We start from the raw sequence: 14,968 nt of genomic DNA on the forward strand, positions 1-14,968 counted from the left end.
TTCCCCCGTGCCGAAATTTTGTCGCGCCCGTCGCCCGCCGCCCTGGCTCAATACCCCTTGCCCATGCCCGCGACAACAAAAAAGGGAGCATCCGAAGACGCTCCCCCGTGTGTTGCCGTGCCCTGGAGGTTATTTGACCTTTCCGGCCTTCCAGGCCTGGATCAGCTGGTCGTAGTCGACCGTCTCGCCCTTGGGCTTTTCGTTATCGAGCTTGGGCTTGGGTGCGCCGGGCTGATCGAGCCAGTACTGCTCGTCCCGGGGCTCGTTCATCTTCGGACCGCATTCGCCCTGCACATTGGCGCGCTCAAGGCGTTCCAGGATCTTGTCCTGTTCGGCGGCCAGGTTGTCCATTGCGGTTTCAGGGGTGACTTCGCCGGAGACGGCTTCACCGATGTTCTGCCACCACAGCTGTGCCAGTTTGGGGTAATCGGGCACGTTGGTGCCGGTGGGCGTCCAGGCCACGCGGGCCGGGCTGCGATAGAATTCAACCAGACCGCCGAGCATGGGCGCGCGGTCGGTGAAGGACTGGTGGCGGATGTCGGAGTCGCGAACTGGGTTCAGGCCGACATGAGCCTTTTTCAGCGAGGTGCTCTTGGCCACGCAGAACTGGGCGAAGAGCCAGGCGGCCTTGCGGCGGTCAACAGGAGTGCTCTTCAGGAGAGTCCAGGAACCGCAGTCCTGATAGCCGAGCTTCTGCCCTTCTTCCCAGTACGGGCCGTGGGGTGAGGGAGCCATGCGCCATTTCGGGGTGCCGTCATCGTTGACAACCGGAGTGCCCTTCTCGACCATGGAGGCGGTGAAGGCAGTGTACCAGAAGATCTGCTGGGCGACGTTGCCCTTGGCCAGACTCGGCAGGGACTGGTAGAAGTCCATGCCCAGGGCGCCAGGAGGTGCGTAGAGACGCAGCCAATCCATGTACTTGCGCAGTGCGTACTTGGCGGCCGGGCCGTTGGCGGCGCCGCCACGGGAGACGCTGGCGCCGACGGGACGGCAGCCGTCCACGCGGATGCCCCACTCGTCGACAGGCAGGCCGTTGGGAATGCCCTTGTCACCGGCGCCGGCCATGCTCAGCCATGCATCGGTGAATCGCCAGCCAAGATCGGGAGCCTTCTTGCCGTAGTCCATGTGACCGTAAATGGCCTTGCCGTCGATTTCTTTGACGTCGTTGGTGAAGAACTCGGCGATGTCTTCGTAAGCGGACCAGTTGACCGGCACGCCCAGTTCATAGCCGTATTTGGCCTTGAACTTTTCCTTGAGCTCGGGACGCTGGAACCAGTCGTAACGGAACCAATACAGGTTCGCGAACTGCTGGTCGGGCAGCTGATAGAGCTTGCCGTCGGGACCGGTGGTGAAGGATTTGCCCATGAAGTCGTCAATGTCGAGGGTCGGCAGGGTCACGTCCTTGCCTTCGCCAGCCATCCAGTCGGTCAGGTTGACCACGGCGCCATAGCGGAAATGGGTGCCGATGAGGTCCGAGTCGTTGACGTAACCGTCAAAGACGTTTTCGCCCGACTGCATCTGAACCTGCAACTTCTCGATGACGTCACCTTCCTGGATCAGGTCATGAGTGACCTTGATGCCGGTGATGTCCTGGAAGGCCTTGGCCAGAACCTTGGACTCGTATTCATGAGTGGGGATCGTTTCGGAGACGACTTTTATCTCCATGCCCTTGAACGGGGCGGCAGCCTTCATGAACCATTCCATTTCCTTCATCTGCTCATCCTTGCTGAGCGTCGAAGGCTGGAACTCCTCTTCGATCCATTTTTTCGCCGCCGCCTTCTGGGCTGCCTCGTCGGCAAAGCCAAGGGTGGTGACGCCCAGGAACGCCACGATGAGCATTCCGGTTAAGAGAACACGTCGAACTTGCATACGGACCTCCATTTGCGGTTATTCCAACAAACCCCAAAACGCCGTTTCCGTCTTTTTCGCAGCACCACGCAGGTGTCCTGATCTCAACCCCAGCGCATGACGGTGACAAGAAAAAGCACGGATATCATGGTAGCGATCCAGACAGCCATATCCGTCAGGCCAAGCCAGGCCAGATGGATGTATGCGCTGCCCAGAAGGCTTATGAACAGACGGTCTCCACGGGTGGTGACGATAGGCAGAAATCCCCGGCGGGCGATGCTCGGAGAGATGATCTGCCAGATGGTCATGCTGATGAGCATGAGCACGATGAAGGTGAAAAAACCTGCCGTGACAGGCGTCCAGGCCATCCAGGCGATATTCATGGCAGCCCTCCTAAACCCGGCCCAGGGCGAAGCCCTTGGCCAGATGGTTGCGAACAAACCAGATGACCAAGGCGCCTGGCACGATGGTCAGGATGCCGGCCGCTGCCAGCAGGCCCCAGTCAAGGCCGGAGGCGCTGACCGTACGGGTCATGGTCGCGGCGATGGGCTTGGCTGCCGTGGTGGTCAGGGTGCGGGCCAGGAGCAGTTCGACCCAGCTGAACATGAAGCAGAAGAAGGCGGTGACGCCGATGCCCGCCCGGATGAGCGGGATGAACACGGCCAGGAAGAAACGCGGGAAGCTGTACCCGTCGATGAAGGCCGTCTCGTCGATCTCGCGCGGCACGCCGGACATGAATCCTTCCAGGATCCAGACCGCCAGCGGCACGTTGAACAGACAGTGTGCCAGGGCCACGGCGATGTGCGTGTCGATGAGATTGAAGGTCGAATAGAGCTGGAAGAACGGCAGCAGGAAAACGGCCGGAGGCGCCATGCGGTTGGTCAAAAGCCAGAAGAAGACGTGCTTGTCGCCGATGAAGCGGAAGCGCGAGAAGGCGTAGGCGGCGGGAAGCGCCGTGACCAGGGAGATGACCGTGTTGATGCTGACGTAGATCATGGTGTTGATATAGCCCGAATACCAGGACGGATCCGAGAAGATCTTGGCATAATTGTCCAGGGTCATGGAACTCGGGAAGAGCTCGAAGGAGCGCATGATGTCCGCGTTGGTGCGCAGGGACATGTTCAGCATCCAGTAAATGGGGAGCAGCAGCAGGACGAGATAGAAAACCAGGATGAAATGACGTTTTCTCATGATTTGTCCCCCGTGCCCACGGCCTGCAAGGCCTGATAGAAAAGCCAGCAGAAAAGCAGGACGATGAGAAAGTAGATGATGGAGAAGGCCGCTGCGGGTCCAAGATCCATGGCCGTGGAGAGCTTGACCAGATAGATGGACAGGAAAGTCGTGGCGTTGCCGGGACCGCCGCCGGTCAGTACGAAAGGCTCGGCGTAGATCAGGAAGCTGTCCATGAACCTGAGCAGCACCGCGATGGTCAGCACTCCGCGCATCTTCGGCAACTGGATGTAGCGGAACACGGCCCAGCGGCTGGCCCCGTCGATCTTGGCGGCCTGGTAGTAGGCGTCGGGAATGGAGCGCAGACCCGCATAGGCCAGCAGGACCACCAGCGGCGTCCAGTGCCAGACCTCCATGAGCATGACCGTGATCCAGGCATGCAGGGGGTTGGCGGTGTGATCGAAGCCCAGCCCCAGACTGTTGATGGCCGCTCCGAAGAGGCCGATGTCGGGCCGGGTGAAGATGATCCAGATGGTCCCGATGACGTTCCAGGGGATGAGCAGCGGCAAGGCCAGGAGCACCAGACAGGCCGAAGCGGTCCAGCCCTTGTGGGGCATGGTCAGCGCGATGGCGATGCCGAGCGGGATCTCGATCAGGAGCACCAGACCGGAAAAGATGAGCTGCTTCACGAGCGCGTCATGCAGGCGGGAATTGGTCAGCATCTCGCGAAACCATTCCGTGCCGACAAAGACGCTCTGCCCCGGTCCGAGGATGTCCTGAACCGAATAGTTGACCACGGTCATAAGGGGGATGATGGCGCTGAAGGCCACGATGACAAAGACGGGCAGGATAAGAAACCAAGCCCTGTTGTTCTCCCATTTTTCCACGCCCACCTCCTACTTGACCAGATACTGGTCGCGAAAAAGCTTGGTCCGCCGAGGCGGAAAGACAACCCAGCAGCTGTCGGCCGGGATGGGCCGCCCTTCGGGGACTCTGACCTTGAGCTTGGATGAACCCGATTCCACGGTCACGATGCGGCTGCTGCCTTCGAACTCGACGGAGACGATGCGTCCAGCCACTGCTCCGTCGCGGGGCTCATCCGTCAGTTCGAGGTACAGCGGACGAATGCCGATCTGAAATTCGCCCTGCCCCGCCCTGGCGGCCACGGCCGGATCGAGCGGGATGCTGCCGCAGTCGAGCACGGCCTGGTTCCCGTCCACCTTGCACGGCAGGAGGTTCATGCCCGGACTGCCAATGAAATACCCGACAAAGGTATGCGCCGGGTCCTCGAAAAGTTCATCCGGGGAACCGATCTGCAGGAGCGCGCCGTCGTACATGATGACGATCTTGTCGGCGAAGGTCATGGCCTCGGTCTGATCGTGGGTCACGTAGATGAGGGTCAGGCCGAACTGGTGGTGGATTTCCTTCAGTTTGCGGCGCAGCTGCCATTTGAGATGCGGGTCGATGACGGTCAGGGGCTCGTCGAAAAGAATGGCGGCAACGTCCTTGCGCACCAGGCCCCGCCCCAGCGAGATTTTCTGCTTGGCGTCCGCGGCCAGGCCGCTGGCGCGTTTGTTCAGGTAGGGGCTCAGGTCCAGGATCTCGGCGATCTCGTGCACCCGCGAGCGCACCTCGCTCTCGTCCACCTTGCGGTTGCGCAGCGGAAAGGCCAGGTTGTCGAAAACCGTCATGGTGTCGTAGAGCACCGGAAACTGGAAGACCTGCGCGATGTTGCGTTTCTCCGGTGGAAGCTTGGTCACGTCCTTGCCGTCGAAGAGCACGCGGCCCTGACTTGGGGTCAAAAGACCCGAGATGATGTTGAGCATGGTGGTTTTGCCGCAACCACTGGACCCCAGAAGCGCGTAGGCGCCGCCATCTTCCCAGACCGTCTGCACTTTCTTGAGTGCGAAATCGTCATCGCTTGCGGGCTTGGCCCGATAGCTGTGGGCGATGTTCTCAAGTTCGATTTTGGCCATGAAAAAATCCTTTAGTTGACGCTATGGGCGCACGTGGCGGGACATGCAGGCGCCTTGACCAGGCGGTCGTCCTCACCGAACACGTAGACATCGCAGGGCCGCACGAAGACCGAAATCTCCTGCCCGGCCTTGAAGGTCCGGACCCCCTGTTCCTGCAAAACCAGCGACCTGTTGCGATAGTGAAAATGCACAAAGGTTTCGGAACCGTTGATTTCGGCCAGCTCGACAATGGTGCGGATCTCCACGTCCTCGGGGGTCTTGCGGTTCAGATTGAAGTGGTGCGAGCGGATGCCGAATTTGTAGACGCCCGGCGGCAGATCGCACAGATGTCCGGTCAGGGGCAGATCGATGCCGATGCGCAGATGCGCCTTTTCGGCGTCGACCTCGGCGGTGATGAAGTTGATCGGTGGATCGCTGAAGACCTCGGCGACCTGCGTTGTGGCCGGATGATGGTAGACGTCGGCCGTAGGACCGGTCTGCAGCACCCTGCCCTCGTGCATGATGATGATGTTGCCGCCGAGCATGAGGGCCTCGGTGGGTTCGGTCGTGGTGTAGACCACGATGGACTCGCGCTGGCCGAAGATCTGTTGCAGCTCGTCGCGCAGCTCTTCGCGCAGTTTGTAGTCCAGGTTCACGAGGGGTTCATCGAGGAGCAGAAGCTGGGCCTCCTTGACCAGGGCCCGGGCAATGGCCGTTCGCTGCTGCTGACCGCCGGAAAGCTCGGCCGGCAGGCGCGAAAGCAGCGGGTCCAGGTGCAGCATCCGGGCCGTTTCCATGACCCGCCGCTCGATCTCGATCTTGGGCGTCCCCGCGATGCGCAGGGGCGAAGCGATGTTTTCGAAAATCGTCTGGGATGGATAGTTGATGAATTGCTGGTAGACCATGGCAACGCTGCGGCGGCGGACCGACATGCCGGTCACGTCCTTGCCGTCGGCCAGGACCTTGCCCTTTGACGGACGGTCGAGGCCGGCCATGATGCGCAAAAGCGAGGTCTTGCCGGCCTGGGTGCGGCCTAGCAGTACATAACGCTGGCCGGTTTCGAAATTGAGTGAAATGTCCTTGAGGTGCGTTTCGCCGTCCACAATTCTGTCAATGGAATCAAGCTGAAGCCCCATGCGGCTCCTCCGTGGCAGGATATGAAGTCCGGCTTCTGGATGAGGGCCGGATCGAGTTCAAAAGCCCATAACAGACGAATTATTTTTTCTCAACTGAAAAAGAAAATTGGTCAGTTAACCTATTTTGTTCGTAAACACTCAATTTTGCGACCCTTCATCGACATGCAGTTTCACGTTTCCGCGCTGCATCTGATCGAGAACGCCGACCGGCGGGGTCTTGTCCGTGAACAGGGCGTCGATTTCCTCGATGTTGCCCAGGCGCACCATGGCGTTGCGCCCGAACTTGGTGTGATCGGTGACCAGAAAGACCTGCCTGGAATTTTCCATGATGGCCCGGGCGGCGCGCACTTCCCTGTAGTCGAAGTCGAGAAGCGTGCCGTCAATGTCGATACCGCTGATGCCGATGATGCCGAAATCGACCTTGAACTGGCGGATGAAGTCGATGGCCGCCTCGCCGACAATGCCCCCGTCGTGATGACGGATCAGCCCGCCGGCCACGATGATCTCCACCTCCGGGTTTCCGGTCAGGATGGAGGCGACGTTGAGGCTGTTGGTGATGACGCGCAGATTCTTGTGCCCGCCCAGGGCCCGGGCCACCTCTTCGGTGGTGGTGCCGATGTTGATGAAAAGCGAGGACTTGTTGGGGATGGCCCGGGCCACCATCTGGCCGATGACTCGCTTTTCGGCCAGGCAGAGCACCTTGCGGTCCAGGTAGTCCAGGTTTTCGGTGCTCAGGCATGGCCCCGCGCCGCCGTGATAGCGTTGCAGGAGGCCCTTGGCGTTCAGGGTGTTAATGTCCCGGCGCACGGACTGTGGTGTGATGCCGAAATGGTCGGCCAGGGACTGAATGGTGGCGAATCCAGTCTCCCGGACCATGCGGATCATTTCGGCATGGCGTTGCCGAACCGTGACATGCCGGGCGCCTGTGTCCTGGCCATCGGCTTTTCCGGTATGAGCGTCATCCATAAATTCTCCTTTCGTTTTCGAAAAAAAAAATTGCGCTATGTGTCGTTTTAAGAAAAAAAATCTGGTGGAATGCAACGGCTCATGATAAAAAAACTCCCCAGAAGGCGGCATGCTCCGCGAAAGCTGTTAACATGCCTTGTTTCTCATTGCCAGCATGATTTCACCCGCCTCCGGCTGTACGACAAAGGTGCGCTCGGAAAATTTCACTTTTTCGTTTCTTTTCGTTTTTATCGACGCAGCAAGGACATCCATGACCATACTCACAACCCGGGTTCTCATCATCGGCGCCGGTGTCACCGGTGCGGGATTGCTTCGGGATCTGGCCCTGCGCGGGGTGCAGGCGCTTCTGATCGAGCAGCGCGACGTCAATTCCGGTGCTTCCGGGGGGAATCACGGCCTGCTGCACAGCGGCGCGCGTTATGTAGCCTCTGATGTCGAGGCCGCCGTGGAATGCCGGGAGGAAGGCGACATCCTGCGCCGACTCGCCCCGCAATGCATCGAGGACACCGGCGGACTTTTTGTCGCCGTGCGCGGAGACGACGAGGGTTATGTCTCCGATTTTTCCGCGCTCTGCGTCAAAAGCGGCGTGCCCTGCCAGGGCCTTGAGCTGCGCACCGCCCGCGCCATGGAGCCAGCCCTGTCGGAAAATCTCATCGCCGCCTTCGCGGTGCAAGACGGCGCGGTGGACCCGTTCATGCTCTCGCTGGACAACATCGCCCAGGCCATGAGCCTTGGCTGCTCCATGCGCCGCAACCTCGCCGCCGTGTCCATGGAAGTGACGGACGGCCGCGTCACCCTCGTGCGTTGCCGGGACATAACCACCGGCGGCGAAGTCCTGATCGAGACCGAACTGGTGATCAACGCCTCCGGGGCCTGGGCGGGACGGATCGCGGCCCTGGCCGGGGCGCACATCAACATCCTTTATTCCATGGGTAGCCTCATCATCACCCAGGACCGCATCGCCACCCGGGTCATCAACCGGCTGCGACCGCCCTCGGACGCGGATATCCTCGTGCCCGGCGGAACCGTGTCCATCCTCGGCACTACCTCCATCCGCGTGCCCACGCCCGACGGATGCAGGCCCAGCGTGGCGGAAACCGACCGCATCATCGACGACGCCCGGGCCATGCTGCCCATTCTGGGTCGCACCCGCTACATCCGGGCCTACGCCGGCGTGCGGCCCCTGGTTTCCCTGGGCCCGGCCGGTGACGACCGTGCGGTCAGCCGTGGCTTTTCGCTCATCGACCACGCGAGCGAGGGCGTGGAAAATTTCATGACCATCACCGGCGGCAAACTCACCACGTACAGGCTCATGGCCGAAAAGGCGGCGGATCTGGCCTGCGCCAAACTTGGCGTCACCGCGCCCTGCCGGACACGCAAGGAGCCGCTTCCGCCCTCCAGCATGGGCAAGTGGACCGAACCCGGCCGTGGTCCGAAAAGCTGGGTGGAGAGCCGGGCCGAAGACGACATCGTGCTGTGCGAATGCGAGATGGTCTCGCGGAGCGTCATCGACGCCATCGTGGACGAGGCCAAGGACATGCGCGGCCGCTCCATGCTCAAGGCCATCGGCATGCGCAGCCGGGTCGGCAAAGGCCCGTGCCAGGGCGGTTTTTGCGGACCGCGCATCACCGGTCACCTCTATGACCGTGAAATATCCACCGGCACCCAGGGTCTGGCGGAGCTCAAGACCTTCACCGAACGCCGCTGGAGAGGCTTTTCGCCGATACTCTGGGGCGTGCCGCTCATGCAGGCCGACCTGCAGGAGGCCCTGCACTGCGGAGCCATGGACCTGGAGTTCGGCCCCGCCCCCTCGACCAGGGATGAAGAGAGCGAGAACTGTCCCGCCACCGCCTTCAAGGAGCCGTCATGAAAAACTATGATGTCATGGTCATCGGCTCGGGCTTTGCCGGCATGGCCGCAGCGCTGTTCGCCGCCGAGCGGGGGCTGTCCGTGGCCCAGACCGGAGCCACGGGCGGCATCGATTTCAGCACCGGCTTCATCGATCTTCTGGCCGTGCACCCCATCGCGGAGCAAAAGGTCTGGGAGGACCCCTTCGCCGCCCTGGCCGCCCTGCGCCGGGATCTGCCCGATCATCCCTACTGCCGTGTCAGCGACGATGAAATATGCCGGGCGCTGGAGCAATTCACCACCTTCCTGGGCCACCACGGCCTGTGCTACCGTGGCCGCGCGGGCAAAAACACCCTGACCCTGACCGCCGCCGGGACCATGAAGCCGACCTATCTTTTGCCGTGCACGGCCTGGAACGGAGTTAAGGCCTGGGAAATGAAGGCGCCCACCCTGCTCGTCGATTTCAGCGGACTCAAAGGCCTGAGCGCCAGACAGATCGCGGAAGTGCGGAAAGATTCCTGGCCAAACCTGAAGGTGGCGCGAATCAAATTTCCCGGCATGGGCGGCGAACTCTATCCCGAACACATGGCCTGGAGCATGGCCGACCCGGCACGCCGGGCGGAGCTGGCTCAAAACGTCGCGCCGCACATTGCGGACGCCAAGTATGTCGGTTTTCCGGCCATTCTGGGCATGACCGACACCGCAGCCGTGCTCAGTCATCTGGAAGAGCTGCTCGACAGGCCGGTCTTTGAAATCCCGACCCTGCCTCCGTCCATTGCCGGTCCCCGGCTGCGCGCCGCCTTCGACCGGGGCCTTCCGGGCCTTGGAGTGCGCACCTATACGCAGAAACTGATCACGAAAGCTGCGTGTTCCGAAGAGGGATTTTCATTTACAGCCGGAAGCGGTTCGACCTCCGTGGATATTTTCGCGAAGAGCGCGATCCTGGCCAGCGGCCGCTTCTTCGGCAAGGGCTTGAGGTCGGACCGTCACCGCATTTTCGAGGCGGTCTTCGATCTGCCCGTCAGCCAGCCTGAAAACCGGAGCATGTGGCATCGCCCCGATTTTTTCGATCCGAACGGACATGAGGTCAATCAGGCCGGAATCGAGACCGATGCGAATCTGCGCCCTCTTGACGCACAGGGCCGGGTGTTTCATCCCCGCCTGCATGCCGCCGGAGCGATCCTGGCTCATCAGGACTGGATGCGCATGAAATGCGGAGCCGGTCTGGCCATCGCCACAGCCTACAAGGCGGTGGCCTCCCTGTAATTTTCAACCACGGGAGCCTGCATGGACTTTTTCTCCATCGGTCTCGTTCTTGCCTGCGCAAGCGCGGCCCTCGGCGCTCTTTGGCGCATGCGGGGATGGTTCAAGCGCGGCGTCGCCATGGGTCGGCCTGAGCAAGACCGGCCGCGCCCAGGCATCCTTGGCATGCTAGGCATGCTCGGCGGCGGACTGGCGGATCTTGTCCTGCTGCGCCGCACCATGCGCAGCCCCTTGCGCTGGACCGGGCACACGCTCCTGATCCTCGGCTTCGTGCCCCTCATCGTCCTGCATGCCATGGACGGGGTCGTCACCCGCCCGTTCTTCGCCGGATACGAACCGACCCTCGATCCATGGCAGTTCCTGCGCAATCTTTTCGGACTGCTCTCCGTCCTCGGCCTGACTCTTCTCTTCCTCAATCGGTGCATGACGCTCAAAAAAATCAGTAAGCTGCAGGATTGGACCCTCATTGCAGTGGTCTTTGGAATCCTCATCTCCGGCTTTTTTCTGGAATCGTTCAAGATCATGTCGGCCGGAGATTTCAAGCGCATGGTGGATGATTATTTCGTCGAGGCCGAACCCGAGGAGCTGATCTCCCTCAAGGCGTACTGGGCCAGGGAAAACGGCGTGCGCTTCAGGCAGTTTCTGCCGACGGCCCCCGAATTGCTCGAACTTGGCGCCGAACTGCACGAAGATCGCTGCGCCGGATGTCATTCCCCCACGTCCTCGGCCTTCGTTTCGCGCTCCATGACCTCGCTTGTGCCCGCCTCCCTGCATATCGCCGATCAGGGACGCGACCTTTTCTGGTATGTGCATGTCGGCCTGGCCTTTCTGGGCCTTGCCCTTCTGCCCTGGGGTAAATTCTTTCATCCGGTCGCGACCGGCATCAATCTGCTTACGCGCGGCGGATCACGAAGCGCAGACACACCCACGCATACCCTGGCCCGGGGGCTGGGCCTGGACGCCTGCACCCGCTGCGGACAATGCAGCCTGCATTGCAGCGTGGCCCCGGCGCACCGGGTGCTCGGCAACCCGGACATCCTGCCCATGGACAAGCTGGCCGACCTGCGCTGCCATCTGGACGACAGACTCTCGCCTGGCCGTTCCGCCGCGCTGGTCGAAGGCAGTCACATCTGTACCGAATGCCTGCGCTGCACGCAGGTGTGTTCAGCGGGCATCGATCTGCAAGACCTGTGGATGGCCTCGAAAAAGAGCCTGACCGAAGCGGGACGAGCCGGAGTGGACGGGGAAATCCGCAAGCGCACGGCCGGAGAATGGGCCAGGGAGCTTGCCTCGCGCGACCTGGGCAGGGTCGGCGGCACGGGGGCCGGTCTGGCTGACCGGGCCGAATCCTTCTGGGGCTGTGTGCAGTGCACCACCTGCACGGGCGTGTGTCCGGTGGTCGCAGTCAGCGAAGACCCGTCCCGGGATCTGGACCTCGCCCCGCAGCAGATCATGAACCTGCTGCGCATGGGCCTTAAAGCCCAGACCCTTGGCGCGCGCATGGTCTGGAGCTGCACTACCTGCTACAAATGCCAGGAACACTGCCCCCAGGGCGTGCCCGTGGCCGACATCCTGTACGAACTGAGGCAACTGGGAGCGGAAATCCTGCGCAAGAAAGAGGGCCGGTCATGAAATACGCCTATTTCCCGGGCTGCAAGATCGCCCACCATCTGCCGATCCACGGCCGGAGCGTGGAGGCCGTCTGCGCGCGCCTCGGCGTGGAGCTGGTCAAGACCGAGTTCAATTGCTGCGGCTATCCCGTGCGTCACGAGAGCCGGGACGCATCCGTCTATTCCGTCCTGCGCAACCTGGCCCTGGCGGAAAACCTCGGCCTCGATCTGATGACGCCCTGCAAATGCTGCTTCGGCAACCTTCAGCAGGCGCGACATCAGGCTGATCAGGATGAAAAGCTAAAGCATCGCATGAGAGATTTACTGGGCGAAGAAGGGCTCGAATTTCCGGAAAAAGTCCGCGTCCGTCATTTTCTGCAAATCCTCGACGATCTGCCCGGCGGCTTGGCCAAGGCCATGAGCCGCCCGCTCAAGGGGCTGAAAATTGCCTGCCATTACGGCTGCCATGCCCTGCGACCCGAGAACATCACCCACTTCGACGACCCGCTGGTGCCGACGATCTTCGAGCGCCTGGTCGCCGCCACCGGCGCCACTCCCCTGCCCTGGGACCTGCGCCTGGAGTGCTGCGGATATCCGCTTCGCGGCCGAGACGAGAACATCGCGGACCTGCTGGTGGTCAAAAAAATGGCCGGTGCCAGCTCATCCGGCGCGGACCTGCTGGCCACGGCCTGCACCTATTGCCAATTACAGTTCGGCGGCGAGAACCAAAAAAGACCCCAGACCATACCGGCCGTCCTCTTTTCCACAATTCTGGGCCTGGCCCTGGGACTGAATCCGGAAGAGGTCGGCATAAAGCCCGGCGACGTACTGACCCGCTTCGTGGTTTGAGAACGCATGAAAATTCTGTAGGAAGAATAAAACACCCAGCAGGAGGAGAGCACATGGCCCGCTACGTAGGCGCAGTCGATCAGGGGACCACCAGCAGCCGCTTCATCATTTTTGACGAGCGAGGCCGCATCGTCGGCATGGACCAGAAGGAGCACGAGCAGATCTATCCGAAGCCCGGCTGGGTCGAGCACGATCCCATGGAGATATGGAACAACACCCAGGACGTCATCCGGGGAGCGCTGGCCAAATCCGGGATCAAAGGCTCTGAGCTCTCGTCCATCGGCATCACCAACCAGCGCGAAACCACCGTGGTCTGGGACCGCTTCACGGGCAAGCCGTACTACAACGCCATCGTCTGGCAGTGCACCCGCACCCACGAACTGTGCAAGCAGCTCATCGCCGACGGCGGCCAGGACCGGTTCCGGTCCGTGACGGGGCTGCCGGTGGCGACCTATTTTTCCGGCCCCAAGATGCGCTGGATCCTGGACAACGTGCCCGAGGCCAGGGCCGCCGCAGACAAGGGCAACGCACTTTTTGGCACCATCGAGACCTGGATCATCTGGTGGCTGACCGGCGGTCCCAGGGGCGGCGCGCACGTGACCGATGTGACCAACGCCAGCCGGACCATGCTCATGGACCTCAAAACACTGGCCTGGGACGAAGACATCCTGAGGATCATGGACATTCCGCTCCAGGGCCTGCCGCGCATCGTACCGTCCTCGGACAGCGACACCTGGGGCCCCACCAGCGAGGACGGGCCCATCGGCGCGCGCGTTCCGGTATGCGGAGCCGTCGGCGACCAGCAGGCGGCCCTGGTGGGCCAGACCTGCTTTGCCCCCGGCGAGGCCAAGAACACCTACGGCACGGGCTGCTTTCTGCTCATGCACACGGGTCACGAACCCATCCCGTCCAAGCATGGACTCATCACCACCCTGGCCTACCAGTTCAGCGGCCGCAAGCCGTCCTACTGCCTGGAGGGCTCCATCGCCATCGCCGGGGCGTTGGTGCAGTGGCTGCGCGACAATCTGCAGATGTTCTCCTCGGCTCCGGAGATAGAAACCCTGGCCAGAAAGGTCGAGGACACGGGCGGCATGTACATCGTCCCGGCCTTCTCCGGTCTCTACGCCCCCTACTGGCGTCCCGACGCGCGCGGCGTCATGGTCGGCCTGACCCGCTACATCAACCGCAACCATTTCGCGCGGGCCGTGCTTGAAGCCACCGCCTACCAGGCCAAGGACATCGTGCTGGCCATGAACAAGGATTCCGGAGTGGAGCTTAAAACACTCAAGGCCGACGGCGGGATGGTCTACAACGAACTGCTGATGCAGTTCCAGGCCGACATCCTGAACGTTCCGGTCATACGCCCTAAGGTGGCCGAAACCACCTGTCTCGGCGCGGCCTACGCGGCGGGCATCGCCTCGGGTTTCTGGTCCGGACGCGAGGAATTGTACAACAACTGGGAAGAGGACAAGCGCTGGATTCCGGACATGGCCGAAGAAAAACGCGCCGAATTGTTCGCGGGCTGGCAAAAGGCCGTGACCAGGACGTTCGATTGGGTGGATTAGGAATTTGTGGGATCTGTGCGGGGAGGCGTTGGGAATGGCGCGTGGGTGGCGCGTGGGGAGGGCAAAATATGTTTCGCCCCGGACAACCATTTTGCCTAGGCATAAATGAAATCGACCATTGTGGTGGGTGGCGCGGGGGTGGCGTGTGGTGGCGCGGGGGGAGGGCAAAATATTTTTTGCCCCTACGGTGTTATCTTTTGCATTCCTTGCAGGTGGTGACGATGAAACGCTTTTGCAGCACCAACCCCGTGTCCGTTCTAAAAAACAGCTTGCGCCCGCCGTTGCCGCCGAGACTGGAGGCGCTGACCGTCACGCCCTCGTCGGCCAGGACTTCCATGGCGACCTTGACGTTGCGGTTTCCGGCCGAGGCGTCGCAATTCTGATGCAGCGGCGAGGCCCCACCAAAAACCTTGCATTCGAGGCTTTTCGCTGAAATCCCCGACTTGGCGAATTCCCGAAGCAGACTCCAGATGGAAGAATCGACATAGCGGTACTGATCGCCGCGTGTCCTGCTCCCCGAAAAATCGCCGATGCGCGGCAGCAACGCGTGAAAAATTCCGCCCCAACGATATTTGGCGCAATACATGGTCACGGAAACGCACGAACCGAGCACCGTCTGCACCAGCGTCGGGGTGGCATAGATCCCTCCCTGACCCACCAGAAGGTAGTCATGAGGCAATTCCCGGCAATCTTCGAGACCTTCGATGGCCTGTGTCGGGATGATCATCCTGTTTTTTGCGATTCTTTGCATTGCCGAC

General features: G+C 61.5%; 13 protein-coding genes. 5 read left to right on the forward strand and 8 right to left on the reverse strand.

The features are described from left to right. Nucleotides 1–129 precede the first annotated feature (129 nt). The 7 genes from BMZ40_RS15500 to BMZ40_RS15530 form a co-directional block, all read right to left on the reverse strand. On the reverse strand, nucleotides 130–1,869 hold the full coding sequence (locus BMZ40_RS15500; protein WP_092377878.1) for an ABC transporter substrate-binding protein: 1,740 nt from the start codon (nucleotides 1,867–1,869) through the stop codon (nucleotides 130–132). Between the two features lie 83 nt (nucleotides 1,870–1,952). Beyond that, nucleotides 1,953–2,231 carry a DUF2160 domain-containing protein gene (locus BMZ40_RS15505; protein WP_092377882.1) on the reverse strand — a complete coding sequence of 93 codons (279 nt, stop codon included), beginning with the start codon at nucleotides 2,229–2,231 and terminating at the stop codon, nucleotides 1,953–1,955. 10 nt (nucleotides 2,232–2,241) lie between these two features. Next, complete coding sequence (locus tag BMZ40_RS15510; protein ID WP_092377884.1) at nucleotides 2,242–3,039, reverse strand: carbohydrate ABC transporter permease; 798 nt, start codon at nucleotides 3,037–3,039, stop codon at nucleotides 2,242–2,244. Continuing rightward, nucleotides 3,036–3,905 (reverse strand): carbohydrate ABC transporter permease, encoded by an 870-nt coding sequence (locus BMZ40_RS15515; protein ID WP_092191690.1) that lies wholly within the window; start codon nucleotides 3,903–3,905, stop codon nucleotides 3,036–3,038. Before BMZ40_RS15515 ends, BMZ40_RS15510 begins: the two co-directional genes overlap by 4 nt. A 9-nt stretch (nucleotides 3,906–3,914) precedes the next feature. Then, on the reverse strand, nucleotides 3,915–4,994 hold the full coding sequence (locus BMZ40_RS15520; protein ID WP_092377887.1) for an ABC transporter ATP-binding protein: 1,080 nt from the start codon (nucleotides 4,992–4,994) through the stop codon (nucleotides 3,915–3,917). An 11-nt stretch (nucleotides 4,995–5,005) separates the two neighbouring features. Further along, entirely contained in the window at nucleotides 5,006–6,109 is a 1,104-nt protein-coding gene (locus BMZ40_RS15525) for an ABC transporter ATP-binding protein (protein ID WP_092377891.1), read from the reverse strand. A gap of 138 nt (nucleotides 6,110–6,247) precedes the next feature. Continuing rightward, a complete protein-coding gene (locus BMZ40_RS15530) occupies nucleotides 6,248–7,075 on the reverse strand; it encodes a DeoR family transcriptional regulator (RefSeq protein WP_092377894.1) in 828 nt (275 codons plus the stop codon). A 250-nt stretch (nucleotides 7,076–7,325) separates the two neighbouring features. Between BMZ40_RS15530 and BMZ40_RS15535 the strand changes: the two genes are divergently transcribed. From BMZ40_RS15535 to glpK, 5 genes are read left to right on the forward strand one after another with little or no spacing between them, the layout of a single operon-like run. Next, nucleotides 7,326–8,945: an FAD-dependent oxidoreductase gene (locus BMZ40_RS15535; protein ID WP_092377954.1), complete on the forward strand. Its 1,620-nt coding sequence runs from the start codon at nucleotides 7,326–7,328 to the stop codon at nucleotides 8,943–8,945. Then, the gene (glpB, locus tag BMZ40_RS15540) at nucleotides 8,942–10,189 is read left to right on the forward strand and encodes a glycerol-3-phosphate dehydrogenase subunit GlpB (RefSeq protein ID WP_092377897.1); all 1,248 of its coding nucleotides are present in this window, start codon (nucleotides 8,942–8,944) and stop codon (nucleotides 10,187–10,189) included. Before BMZ40_RS15535 ends, glpB begins: the two co-directional genes overlap by 4 nt. Before the next feature lie 21 nt (nucleotides 10,190–10,210). Next, nucleotides 10,211–11,818, forward strand: coding sequence for a 4Fe-4S dicluster domain-containing protein (locus BMZ40_RS15545; RefSeq protein WP_092377899.1), 1,608 nt, complete (start codon nucleotides 10,211–10,213; stop codon nucleotides 11,816–11,818). Next, the gene (locus BMZ40_RS15550; protein WP_092377901.1) at nucleotides 11,815–12,645 is read left to right on the forward strand and encodes a CoB--CoM heterodisulfide reductase iron-sulfur subunit B family protein; all 831 of its coding nucleotides are present in this window, start codon (nucleotides 11,815–11,817) and stop codon (nucleotides 12,643–12,645) included. The genes BMZ40_RS15545 and BMZ40_RS15550 overlap by 4 nt, the downstream gene beginning before the upstream one ends. 53 nt (nucleotides 12,646–12,698) lie before the next feature. Further along, nucleotides 12,699–14,210 (forward strand): glycerol kinase GlpK, encoded by a 1,512-nt coding sequence (gene glpK, locus BMZ40_RS15555; protein WP_092377904.1) that lies wholly within the window; start codon nucleotides 12,699–12,701, stop codon nucleotides 14,208–14,210. A gap of 190 nt (nucleotides 14,211–14,400) precedes the next feature. On the opposite strand, the gene BMZ40_RS15560 is transcribed toward glpK, so the two are convergent. Next, the gene (locus BMZ40_RS15560; RefSeq protein ID WP_092377907.1) at nucleotides 14,401–14,961 is read right to left on the reverse strand and encodes a chemotaxis protein CheD; all 561 of its coding nucleotides are present in this window, start codon (nucleotides 14,959–14,961) and stop codon (nucleotides 14,401–14,403) included. Between the last annotated feature and the right edge of the window lie 7 nt (nucleotides 14,962–14,968).

It is taken from the genome of Desulfomicrobium apsheronum (genome assembly GCF_900114115.1).
Classification (GTDB): domain Bacteria; phylum Desulfobacterota; class Desulfovibrionia; order Desulfovibrionales; family Desulfomicrobiaceae; genus Desulfomicrobium; species Desulfomicrobium apsheronum.

What these genes read in the sequence shown, in the direction of transcription:
- glpB (WP_092377897.1), top strand. Translation starts at nt 8,942, where the DNA reads ATGAAAAACTATGATGTCATGGTCATCGGCTCGGGCTTTGCCGGCATG.
- BMZ40_RS15520 (WP_092377887.1), bottom strand. Translation starts at nt 4,994, where the DNA reads ATGGCCAAAATCGAACTTGAGAACATCGCCCACAGCTATCGGGCCAAG.
- glpK (WP_092377904.1), top strand. Translation starts at nt 12,699, where the DNA reads ATGGCCCGCTACGTAGGCGCAGTCGATCAGGGGACCACCAGCAGCCGC.
- BMZ40_RS15500 (WP_092377878.1), bottom strand. Translation starts at nt 1,869, where the DNA reads ATGCAAGTTCGACGTGTTCTCTTAACCGGAATGCTCATCGTGGCGTTC.
- BMZ40_RS15530 (WP_092377894.1), bottom strand. Translation starts at nt 7,075, where the DNA reads ATGGATGACGCTCATACCGGAAAAGCCGATGGCCAGGACACAGGCGCC.
- BMZ40_RS15560 (WP_092377907.1), bottom strand. Translation starts at nt 14,961, where the DNA reads ATGCAAAGAATCGCAAAAAACAGGATGATCATCCCGACACAGGCCATC.
- BMZ40_RS15550 (WP_092377901.1), top strand. Translation starts at nt 11,815, where the DNA reads ATGAAATACGCCTATTTCCCGGGCTGCAAGATCGCCCACCATCTGCCG.
- BMZ40_RS15510 (WP_092377884.1), bottom strand. Translation starts at nt 3,039, where the DNA reads ATGAGAAAACGTCATTTCATCCTGGTTTTCTATCTCGTCCTGCTGCTG.
- BMZ40_RS15505 (WP_092377882.1), bottom strand. Translation starts at nt 2,231, where the DNA reads ATGAATATCGCCTGGATGGCCTGGACGCCTGTCACGGCAGGTTTTTTC.
- BMZ40_RS15535 (WP_092377954.1), top strand. Translation starts at nt 7,326, where the DNA reads ATGACCATACTCACAACCCGGGTTCTCATCATCGGCGCCGGTGTCACC.
- BMZ40_RS15545 (WP_092377899.1), top strand. Translation starts at nt 10,211, where the DNA reads ATGGACTTTTTCTCCATCGGTCTCGTTCTTGCCTGCGCAAGCGCGGCC.
- BMZ40_RS15525 (WP_092377891.1), bottom strand. Translation starts at nt 6,109, where the DNA reads ATGGGGCTTCAGCTTGATTCCATTGACAGAATTGTGGACGGCGAAACG.